We start from the raw sequence: 10,236 nt of genomic DNA, 5'->3' as shown, positions 1-10,236 counted from the left end.
GACAGGGCGCATGGGGTGCGGTGGCGGGCGCGGGCGTGGACGCGGTGTCACCGACGCTGGACATGCGAGGGCGGCTGGAGGTGCGGCGGCAGCACGGAGGCTTCCGGCAAGGCTACTTCGGCCCGGACTACGAGTTGGCACGCTTCCAGGCAGCAGGCGCCGCTGGGCTGCCGTTGGCGCAGGCCCCCTTTCCAGACGGGTACTCGGCCTACGGCGAACTGCTGCTGGGGTGGGACGCGGTGGGCCTCGGAGAAGTGGTGCAGCGGCACCTGCTCCTCCAACTGGGTGTGGAGGCCTTCAGCTGGGGCCGTGTGGATGCGGACGGGCGCCTCGGACTGCAGCTCTTCAACCGAAGCCTGGAGGTGTCCCTGCACGGCGTGGCCGTGGGCGGTGGCCAGCCAGGGACGCGCTACCTGGCCTCGGGACAGGTTCGCTGGCGTTTCTTCGGTGGAGGGCTGTACGCGCTGGGGCAGGGCGGCACGTTGCTGTACCCGACTCAGGAAGGGACGCTGCGCCCGGGCGGCTTCGTCTCGTTGGGCATGGGGGTGGACAATGCTCGCTGAGACTTGGCTGCGCCGTGGGGCCGGCCTGCTGCTGGCCACCGTCCTCCTCACCACCGGCTGTGCCTCGCTGTCCCGGACTGGGGGGCATGGCGCCGCCCTCTCGTACAACACGGGCGTGTCTCCTGCGCGGGTGGTGAGAGACACCGCCATTGCCACCCTCCCTGAGGGCAGCGCGCCAGAGGGCTCCCCTGGTCGCGAGGAGGAGGAGGATTCGCCGTTGTACCGCCGCCCGCCTACCTCGTCACCGGGCGCGGCCTGGGGGGAGACGCTGCCCCTCCGCGTCGTCGGCGCGATGTCGGTTGCCTGCGGGGAGGTGCCCTCGGGCTGGCCGCACCTGGACTCGGACGAGGATGTGATGGGGCCCTTCCTCGGGTGCACCACGCCAGCGGCCTTCCTGGCCTTGCAGCGCAGGGCGGACATGCCCCGGCTGGTAGAGGCACTGTCGGACTGGAACGCCGTCCGGCTGGGCGCCCTGGGCCCCCTGGAGGCCGAAGCCGCCCGCGTCCTCCTCAAGAAGCGCGCGGCCTTCCTCGCCACCGCCGTCGAGAAGCACGGCCTGGCCAAGGCGGAAGTCCTCGTCCTCTTCGTCCTGCACACCACCCACGACGACGAGGTGCGGCAGCTGCTGCGCCTGTTGGCCGAGGACAAGCTGCTGAAGCGCGCCCTGGGGGCCATGGAGGTGGTGCGCGAGGAGCTGAAGCAGCGGGGCATGGCCCTCACCGACTTCCCGGAGCGGGACTTCCGCTCTGGAGACATCGCGCGCGGGCTGGGACGGGCCGCGGATGACGTCGCGGCCTCCATTCCCCTCGTCGCCGGAAGCCGGAGCGTAGATGCGTCCGCGCTGCCCCCGCAGCTCCCACCGCCCTACCGGGCCGCATACGAGGAGGTGGAGAAGGCGCAGTACCTGGGGGCCTTCGCGCCGGGCAACGTGGCCCTGGCGTCCTTCGACCACCTCACCTTCGGCGTGCCCCTGGGTTTCTACCACCTGGCTGCGGGAACGGCGCAGGGTGGGGCTTCCCTTGCCAAGGGGGAGTACGAGGAGGCCACGCGGCAGTTGGCGCCCGCGGCCCTCATGGTGGGGCTGTATGCGGGAGGGAAGGGCGCGCGCGCGCTTCGTGAAGCTGGCGTCTCCCGGCTGGAGCGCGCTCGCCTCCAGGCAGTGGTGTCCCGCGTGGAGTCGCTGAAGGCGGTGCTGGAGAGGTTGGAGGCGCGAGTCGGGGAGAGCGTCGTGGGAGAATTGGCCCGCTACCTCCAACAGAGCGGGGAGGCGGCCCGTCTGGTGGCGGAGTGGGGCGAAGCCGGCGCGCTGGCTCTTCACGAGGCACGAGGTAACGTCGCTCAGGCACAGGCAACGTTGGCGGTGCGGTATCGCGAGCCCCCGAGTGCCGCGTCCGCCGGCAGTGGCGGAGGGAGAAGAAGCGGTAGTAGGCCCTCCGTGCCACCAGAGGCGGCCGGAATCCCCGCTGAGGTGGCGGAAGCGAAGTTCAAGCAGTTGGAGGCGGAGTTTCCCGGGGAGCGCCTGTCGATGAACATGGCGGAGTTGGCGAAGCACCGCCAGGCACTGCTGAGGGCTGCTCCTGCCGAGGTCAAGGCGGATCCATTCTGGGCCGACTATGTGGCGTACCTGGAGTCGAGGGCCGCGGAAATCAAGAAGGGGACTGCGGAGAAGGGGCCACTGAAGTGGGCCGGCTACCAACTCGTTCGTGACCGGTACGCTCGAGGCCTGGCCTTCGAGAAGAAGATGCTCGCCATCCTGGAGGCGGACGCAGCCCTTCCGCAGGCGAAGAGGCGGTGGCTCAAGGACTTCGACCAGCCGCGCATCGAGATACACGTAGGGGTGGTGAAGGCGGACCTGCGCTTCGCGGACGTGCTTGTCATCGAAGAGGGAGCCTCTGCTGGACTGAGGCCCCGTGTGGAGACGTTCAGCTTCAAGAGTCGGGACCTCTCGTTGCTGAAGGAGGATGCTTTGGCGGCGCAGATGGTCGAGGACGCGGGCAATGCTCTACGGTATTACGGTGGGGAGTTGAATATCGTGCGGAAGAAGATTCGGCAGGAGGCGCAGGTTCAGCGGGTCCGCCTTGTATATGAAGGAGGTGAACTCAAGCCAAAGGATGTGGATGTGCTGAGAGATGCGATGCGCACCACCAGGGAGGAGATTGCTGGTGTGGAGGTGATGATACAATGAAGCTGCTGACGCTTCATGATTTGAACGCAGAGGACAGTCTGAGGCTCTCCTTTGATGGGGCATTCGATCAACGATCCGGCGTGGAATGCGAAATGGCGCCATTTCTTGATACCCTTGAGGCTTGCGCTGGCGAGTGGATGCCGAGTGTTGTGACGAGTACTCGGCGACGAAAATATTCCCGCAGTTCCATTTGGAAGGCTCTCGAGGAGCGTCGCAGCGAATATGGCTCAATCATCGGCTTGCATCGTCCAGCGCGTCCTGCTGTGTCACTTACGCTCAATCTCGGGCTCACGCAGCGTCGTCCCAGGCTGAATGTAGCACTCAGTATTCAACCTCTGTCGTTCTTCTGGGGAGAGGGACGTTGCAGCAAGTTTATTGATCTGGTTCGTGCTTGGACGTCTCGGTATCCAACGTCTTATGCGGTGGCTGACAGTGCGGCTGAACGTCAGCTTTCGGACTATCCGAATTTCGGACGCGACGATGAATCTGCCCAGCGAGATGGCTTCGACAAGGTCTACGAGTTGTTCTGGCTGAACGTTTTCGGTCCGAAGCTGGTCGAGTCCGTAGGACGCGAGCGAATGCTCTCTACTCCTGCACACCTCGTGGAGGAGCTTCCCAATGGCTCCGTCCTCCTAGTGCTGCGGCCCACTGCTGCGGACTTCGCGAGCGACGAGGCTCGTGTGGCCCAGGCTCGTGCCCATGTCCACCTGCGGCCAGACCTCGACTTCGACACGGTGCTTCGCACGCTGAGGGAGCGCAGCGCCGCGCTTGCTCCGGTGGAACCTCGCTTTCACCCGGACTTGGCGCCGCTCCTCTCACGGTTGCCGGACGAGGTCGCCATCAGTGACCGGCAGCAGAAGATTGCCGAGCTCAACGCCTTCCGGCCGCCCGAGCCGGAGGAGTGGCTCCCGGTTGCTCTCCCCTCGGACATGGAGAGTCTCGAGCGCGTCCGCAACTACTACGGAGACCTGTCCGAGAGCCTTCTGGCGGCGCTGCATACCAAGGTGCCCTCCATCATGGAGGAGACGCCCGAGTCCCTCACGGACTTGGACTTCTACTTCTGGCGGGAGAACTTCCCGGAGAGGTACAAGCGGGACCTCATCGACGAACACACCGCTCCCGCCCTGGGGGCCTACCTAGGCGGCATGCTGGTGCGGCGGCTGGGGGGGACATGGGTGCCTCGGCTGAAACTGGAGGAGTCCCAGGTGCGTGTCGGCAAGCGCGTCTGGCTGCCCTTCCTCCGGGCCCGCCGGTACATGCAGTCTCGCCAGTCGCTGCTGGACTACTCGCTCACCCAGTTCTTTCGTGAGGTGGAGCGGCATCGGCCCTGAGAGAGTGCCCCTCCGGTTGTTTTTGGGGGGCTGTGTCGATTCGCGGGCCATGGGCTGATGACGCAAGAACGACAGCCACCCCGGAGTCGCAACGTGCGTGTGCGCTACGAAGCGGGGCCGGGGCGGTTCTCCAAGTGAAACGCGCCTGTGGAGGAGCGCTGGTCCGTTGACTGAACAAGCTCGGAGGGGAGTCGAAACTCATAGATGCCATGAACGCCACGCGTTCCCTACGACAAGGCGAGAGAGCGAGGCGCGTCGGTTCTCAGGTTGTCGAGCCGGTCCTGAATGACCCGTACAATTCGATGGCAGAGAACTGCTGCGATGATGGCAGAAATAGGTGAAGCAAGGGCCAGGAAGGTTGTCCAGCGTGGGAGGGTCTCGAAGAATGAGAAGGTGCCGAGTGGCATTCTCTCGGTGATGCTTCTGAGAGTCCGAGAAAGAAGGAAGGTGGACCACCATATTCCCATTTGAAGTGGGGGCACGCGGGCACCAGCATTGAGGGCGCGTACGATTCTTTGAATGATCCGGAGTGGTTGTACAAAGTTTGCGAGCGGAACAAACCACCATCCCACTGCCCAAGTTGGGCTCGCTCCAACATGGAATCCCAGTCCGTTCGTCTGGCGGACTACGCTATAGAACCACGCCAAAAACAGAATGGGTGTTAGGCGGTATGAGATGACGTCTGTGGCGCCTATTGCCGTGACGAGTGGCGATAGGGCTTCGTAGTCAAATGCAATTGATTGGTCGCGTTTTATCAGGCTTAGCAGCATTGTTGTGCCGCTGATTAGGCTTGCTCCACTTACAAGCCCGGAGATGTGGAGGAAGAGTGACGTCCAACGGGCTCGCTTTTTTGATGCGGGAATTTGGGTCAGAAATTGGATGCAGTCCTGGCAACGCGCAATGCTTCCCAGGCATTGCGCGCATGCATAACATCCGCAGCGTCCGCATGTTCCCGTTGCTGGTTGAGTAGGGTGCTGAGCGCAAGCGGGGTGAGGTTCGATATTGCTAGGTATCTCGGTCATTGATTTTCAATTAGATGAGTAGGCCCTTGAGTGTCAATGGGATGTGGGGTGATGGGGGGATTCCGGAGAGCCTTGGGCGGGCGTCCTCATGGGCGAACACCCCGTGTCGCTGTTTGCCTCCATGGTGGAAGTGGGCAGGTGCGGCGCTTGGGCGGGACGTGGGTGCTGCGGGCGAAGATGGAGGAGTTCCAGGTGCGCGTGGGCAAGCGCGTCTTGCTGCCCTTTCTCCGTGCCCGCCGGTACATGCCGTCCCGCCAGTCGCTGCTGGACTACTCGCTCACCCAGTTCTTCCGGGAGGCGGAGCGGTACCGGCCCTGACTGCTGCGGCCACTGGGCGGGGGAGAGGAGAGGTAGGAGTTGGAGGAGCCAGAGCGCGTGTCGGCGGGCGCGCCTGGCGGCTCCTTCCTTCCGCACTCGCCAGGACACGCCGTCCCGCTTGTCGGTACTGGATTCCTCACTCGCCCAATTCTTCTTGACGAGTGGGGCGGCTCATTGTTGGGGTTGAGCGAGTTTGGATGGGAATGAATGTCGTTTTCGCGCGTGGAGAAGAAAGTGAAGCATCCAGGCATGGTGGGTGTTGTTGGCGCGGTCGCAGGTTCCATGGGCGCAGTCTGGCTCGCGTGGAACCCTGAAGAGCAGACGATGGCATGGGTCCAGACCGCGTTGCTGCTCGCCATCTTCATCGCCTTCATTGGCTACAAGTCATGGAGATTCCGGAAGTGGGTGGCGCTCTGTGGGCAGGGGGCCGCGTTGCTTGACGCTGGCGACCTCGGAGCTGCCCAGCGCGCGCTCGAAGATGCCGACGGCTACGCTCTCCGTCCTCCGGAGCGCGTACTGACGCGCTTTCAGCTTGGATTGTGTGCGCTGTTCCAAGGACGTGTGGACGCCGCACGCGCGGCATTCCTTGCGCTCTCGCGAGGGTGGCGTACCAAGGAAATGCCAGACGTTTACGTTGCCGCTCCCGATATGTTGGCGGCATGCCTCGCCCTTCAAGGAGACTTGGTCGAGGCACGGCATTGGTTGGAAGAAGCCCATCGCCGCCGCAGGCCGGGCGTCGTGAACCTCTCGTTGGGGGAGGTGCTCATTCTGTGTCGAGAAGAACGCTACGGCGCGACGGTGCGTTTGCTTGACGACCGCCGGGAGTTTGTCGAAAAATCCACCGTTCTCTACCGAAAGCTCCTCCGAGTGATTCGGGCCTTTGCTTGGGACGCGCTCACCACGGAAGAGGGCGCGAACCAGGGCGAGGAGCCGAAGGACTTGGAGCCATTCCGACCTGGAGAGTTCAACTCTCTCGGTGGCCAGTGGCCTCGAATGGAGGCATTCCTACGTGCGCGCGGGCTGACCGATAGGGAGGCCGCATGACGTTGCCATGTGGCCTACCAGCGGCTGTGCCCGAACACCGCCAGCGCGAATGAAACTGGAAGCCCCAGTGCGCCCAGGAGGACCGCAGTCAGGGCATGGAAGCGCTCAGCATCAGGCGCGCGTCCGGCCCTGATTGAGCGTAGGTGTTTCCAGCCCAGGGAGATTCCCGCGATTCCGCATGGGAGCAGGACGAGTCCGAGGCAGGAAAGGACAAGGATTCCCCAGGCCTGAGCCGAGACCTGCCGTGGGGCGGCCAACCGCCGCTCGAGGCACGGGCCGCAGTAGACGGTGGCTACGGCACTTCGAACGCACTGGAGGCACACGAACGCCCCACAGCGGTGACATGTGTCGATTGCAACCTGTTCCGGATGCCAGCAACAGCGAGAACTGTTAGCCCACCTCGCCTGCATTGCTACCTCGCGCCCATTGGCCTGAGCACATGGCTCGGAGACATGCTGTGTGCGGACTTCCTTGCGGCGAGGCGCAGTCTACACTTCTCGGGGCGGCTGGTGTTGGTGGCCGCGACGAAGAGATTGCCCGTGCGCTGGTTGTGCGGATACCTTGCCTCTTATGGGTGATTCCTTTCAGATTATTGTGGACAGGGACGCATCTGCGGACGACGCCCCCCGTCTTGCGGCCGAGGTTCGGGACTGGCTCGTCGCGCGGCGCATCGTTGAGCGGGAGCTGACGGACTCCGCCCTGGGAGACTTGGGGCATCGACCGGGGCTCGGGCATACCGCTGCAGTGGAGGGGCCCAACGAAGAGACTGGGATTTTGAGCCTTCAGACGAACGGCCTCCAAATTGAGGTGGGTCGAACCGTCTTCTATACCATCGGAGGCGAGTTGACGTGTCGTGCGTGCGGCGCGCAATTCGAGCCCGAGGGCGGTTGGTCGGAGGCTGTTGACGATTGGTACAACGGAAACGACAGTACAGAATTTGAATGCCCGGAATGTGGAAAGCCCGAGCGGCTCGTAGAATGGAACGGAGAGTTTCCGTGGGGCTTTGGGAATTTGGGATTCAAGTTCTGGAATTGGCCTCCGCTGTCAGGGCGCTTCATCCAAGAGGTGGCTGAAAAGTTGGGTCACCGGGTAGTCTTGGTGCGTGGAGGCCTTTGAGCAGAAGTGGACGGTTCTGCATTCTGTCGCTGAGGTCGAGATGCCTCCTGCGGCCTCGCGGCGAGTAGGTTTCGTCCCGACGCATGCGATGAGTAGGAGACGCAATGTCTGAGGAAGAGCCGAACGAAGAAGTCACCAAGCTAATCGCCGACCGGCTGATGCGCGTGCCGGATGTCCTCCCTCCGGAGGGGCACGCGTACCACGTCCTCGAAGCACAGACTGCCGCTGGTGAGCGCGCTGGTGGACTGTGGATGATTGAGTCCGAGGGTGGAGTCCCAGTCTTCCAGAGTCGAGAGTTGGCGACCGAGGCGCTCCAGTTCGTCCCTCCGCCGCATGTGTTTGGGTACGACGAGGCCGCGGTGGGGTGGGGGGTGCATGCTCTGTCTGCTGATGAGTTTCGCACCTTGTTCATCAACCCGAGTGTGACGCTCTATGTCGTTCTCAAGGTGAGCGACTCCGGCATTGAGGCCCAGCCGTTGTGAGCGCCGCGAAGATGGACGCATCCAGCTCCATCCGCTTGAGGGCGCCGTCCTCGCATATGGAGCGCGCTAACGTCACGGGCGCTGAGTTCGAGGCGGTCTAGCAGGCTGTTGAAAAACTCTTCGATAGCCACATCGAACCACTATGGGTTGGATATGACTTTGGGCGTGCGCCCCATAGGTCGTAGGCCGAGAGAGGTCCCGGTCCTTTTTCAACAGCCTGCTAGCCCGGATGCAGCGAATGCTGCAGAGCTCCAGGCGGCAGCCTTCCGCGCTCCTTGGTCCCTGGCCGCTCTTGGTGCTGCCAGAAGGGCTCGGAAATGAGCGAGCTGCCGGGAGGGGCAGACAGCGGGCCGCTGTTCGACATCCGGTGAGTTCGCAGAGGACTCATTCTTCATCGATATCGGGGCACTCGCGGACGTCGACGGCACCACCAGTGCTTGCGCGAAAGGGTTGGAACTTCGCCCTGTTCGTCGTGGAGTCGCGGGCATAGGTCCTCGCCGCGAGGAAGAGAGCGCCCTTCTCGAAGATAAGACGACCGCTGCCCACCCATTGGGACGTCTCGGGTGTGAGGGCGAAGCCGTCAAGAGACACGAGGCGCTCGAGGGAAGTTCCATCTGGGCTCACGGCTAGGAGTTCCGGAACCTGAGTGAGGCGAAACCTCTTCTCCACGGTGCGATCTCCGAGGACAAAGAATCTGTCACCTCCCCAAACGACCCATGGCTTGATGGTTGTCGCCAGGCTCGTCGTCAGGATGCGAGGTGCCACTCGCTCTCGGCCGCGGGGGTCGTACTCGAGCCATACGAGTTCGTCGGCATGGCCGATGGCGATGCCAAACCTGTCTGGCCCAGCCGCGACAACCGGCAAGTGCCAGCTGTGAAGTCGGTCTTGTGTCAGGGGCGGCAGGGCCAGCTTCGCCGTCTTCACCAAGCGCATCTTCTTGGTGTCGATGAAATAGAGGGAGTAGCTGCTTCGCCCAAACTGAGCGGCGACGGCCATGACATCGCCCAATACCGCCGCACTGAGCGGCGCTGCGTCGGAGTCGTCAGGAGTCCGGCCGAGCGGGATTTCCTTTGGGGTGCCTCCGTCGAGGCTCTCAAGGACAAGTCGGGGCGCGCGCCCTGTGTCGTTGGTCTTGAATGACACGAGCACTGGCGACGCGCCTATCTGCGTCACATCACAGCCGGTACATGCGCGCAGTCGTTCGACGACTGCCCGAGTCCACCATGTCGGTGTCAGGGCGGGCGGGCCCACGAAGCGGTGGCGCCCGGACTTCATGAGGTTGCGAGGACAGTCGACCCACTCGCCTTCTCCACCTGAGGCGGCTGATTCCGAGGTGCCCAGAGTGAGGAACAGCAGCGCGAGGGATGTGGCAATGAGCTGGGGTCGACGCATGGGGTGCAAGTATGCAGAGCGCAGGAGTTGGTGTGGAGCCTGGGAGTTTTCCGCGGACGGGCGCCGGGCCGGACCTGCTACGCCTGAGAAGCGGGCGGCGTTAGTGGCTGACTGTTAGGGGGGAGCTGATTACGCCGCTTCCCAGAAGGTGATGGCGTGCAGGTGGACGAGGACCTCGTTGCCTGGCCAGCCAAGAAGAAGGTCAAACGGCCCCACTGCGAGCAGCGGTAGGTGAAGCACCGTCCCGTCGCGTAACACGAGTACGAGTGGCTTGCCGATGGATGGAAGGAAGGGGCGTGGATCCGCGACGGGCCTGCGTGCAGGTGCGGCCTTCGCCCGATGTCCTCCCTTGGCGAGTTCAGGGAGATGGACATGCGCCATCCCCATGGTGCGCCAGGCCGAATGCTTCGCGAGAAGCAGCAGCTCCAGCTTTTCGACTCTCCCGTTGAGTCCGAAGCGGAACGCCAGCGGGCGACACTCCTGGAGGTTGTCGACGAGCGTCCGGTCCCGCATGAGACCGACTACGGACGCCTGCGAGGCGATGAGGTGCTGGACGAAGGTGTCGATGGCCGCAGGCGAGACTTTCTCTCGGGCCGTCCGGATGTCGAGCCGACGGCGCTCCTTCCAGACGGCAGTCTCCGTTTGCTTCTGGAAGTCCCGCATCAGAGCCATCAGCCGGAATGCGTCAGGTGGCCACGTCGCAGCCGTCTTGCGCGTCTGTCCCCGGCGACGGCGTCGACGCAGAGGCAGAGGCAGAGGCAGAGGGTCCTCCGGCGGAGGCTG

At 63.8% G+C, this 10,236-nt stretch carries 7 protein-coding genes and 2 pseudogenes; 6 read left to right on the top strand and 3 right to left on the bottom strand.

Going from position 1 to position 10,236, the window contains the following annotated elements; all coding sequences use genetic code 11:
* The 3 genes and pseudogenes from HUW62_RS25895 to HUW62_RS25885 all read left to right on the top strand — a co-directional run.
* Positions 1-563: pseudogene (locus HUW62_RS25895) on the top strand (hypothetical protein); the annotation flags it as partial.
* A complete protein-coding gene (locus tag HUW62_RS25890; RefSeq protein WP_176435915.1) occupies positions 553-2,748 on the top strand; it encodes a hypothetical protein in 2,196 nt (731 codons plus the stop codon). The pseudogene HUW62_RS25895 and the gene HUW62_RS25890, both read left to right, overlap by 11 nt.
* Entirely contained in the window at positions 2,745-4,079 is a 1,335-nt protein-coding gene (locus HUW62_RS25885) for a hypothetical protein (protein WP_176435914.1), read from the top strand. The genes HUW62_RS25890 and HUW62_RS25885 overlap by 4 nt, the downstream gene beginning before the upstream one ends.
* 227 nt (positions 4,080-4,306) lie before the next feature.
* Here the strand turns inward: HUW62_RS25885 and HUW62_RS50070 are convergent, their stop codons facing one another.
* The gene (locus HUW62_RS50070) at positions 4,307-4,849 is read right to left on the bottom strand and encodes a DUF4328 domain-containing protein (protein WP_176435913.1); all 543 of its coding nucleotides are present in this window, start codon (positions 4,847-4,849) and stop codon (positions 4,307-4,309) included.
* Between the two features lie 390 nt (positions 4,850-5,239).
* Here HUW62_RS50070 and HUW62_RS25875 point away from each other — a divergent pair.
* From HUW62_RS25875 to HUW62_RS25865, 3 genes and pseudogenes are all read left to right on the top strand, one after another.
* Positions 5,240-5,419, top strand: a pseudogene (locus tag HUW62_RS25875) (hypothetical protein); the annotation flags it as partial.
* 207 nt (positions 5,420-5,626) lie between these two features.
* Complete coding sequence (locus HUW62_RS25870) at positions 5,627-6,463, top strand: lipopolysaccharide assembly protein LapB (protein WP_255203641.1); 837 nt, start codon at positions 5,627-5,629, stop codon at positions 6,461-6,463.
* Positions 6,464-7,683: 1,220 nt separating this feature from the next.
* A complete protein-coding gene (locus HUW62_RS25865) occupies positions 7,684-8,061 on the top strand; it encodes a hypothetical protein (protein ID WP_176435912.1) in 378 nt (125 codons plus the stop codon).
* A 384-nt stretch (positions 8,062-8,445) separates the two neighbouring features.
* Here HUW62_RS25865 and HUW62_RS25860 read toward each other — a convergent pair whose 3' ends face one another.
* On the bottom strand, positions 8,446-9,204 hold the full coding sequence (locus HUW62_RS25860; protein WP_176435911.1) for a hypothetical protein: 759 nt from the start codon (positions 9,202-9,204) through the stop codon (positions 8,446-8,448).
* 378 nt (positions 9,205-9,582) lie between these two features.
* Positions 9,583-10,116 (bottom strand): hypothetical protein, encoded by a 534-nt coding sequence (locus tag HUW62_RS25855; protein ID WP_176435910.1) that lies wholly within the window; start codon positions 10,114-10,116, stop codon positions 9,583-9,585.
* Between the last annotated feature and the right edge of the window lie 120 nt (positions 10,117-10,236).

The sequence above is a fragment of the Myxococcus sp. AM011 genome, from assembly GCF_013372595.1.
GTDB classification, from domain to species: Bacteria; Myxococcota; Myxococcia; order Myxococcales; family Myxococcaceae; genus Myxococcus; species Myxococcus eversor.
The sequence above is the reverse complement of the archived record's forward strand: the minus strand, read 5'-3'. Positions and strand labels throughout refer to the sequence as shown.